Below are 221 nucleotides of genomic sequence, written 5' to 3'. Positions count from 1 at the left end.
ATTCGGGACTCGTTCTTCAAAGGCCGCGAGTTCTCCAGCCTGGCCGACATGCAGCAGGGCGCGCGGGACTGGTGTGTGAATGTCTACGGAGCTCACGCGCACCGCGGGATCGACGGTATGACGCCGGCCGAGTTGTTCGGGCAATCCGAACGAGATGCGTTACACCCGTTGCCGCCCAGACGATTTGAACTCGTCACCTACCATGTGGGCAAGGTCGCCCC

At 62.4% G+C, this 221-nt stretch carries 1 pseudogene; it reads left to right on the top strand.

The annotated features are described in order from the left end of the window. A pseudogene (locus tag ACLQ3C_RS21735) lies at positions 1-221 on the top strand (IS21 family transposase); the annotation flags it as partial.

Source organism: Gordonia sp. DT30 (assembly GCF_049844915.1).
Classification (GTDB): domain Bacteria; phylum Actinomycetota; class Actinomycetes; order Mycobacteriales; family Mycobacteriaceae; genus Gordonia.
Note: the sequence above shows the minus strand (reverse complement) of the source record. Positions and strands in the feature narration are given on the sequence as shown.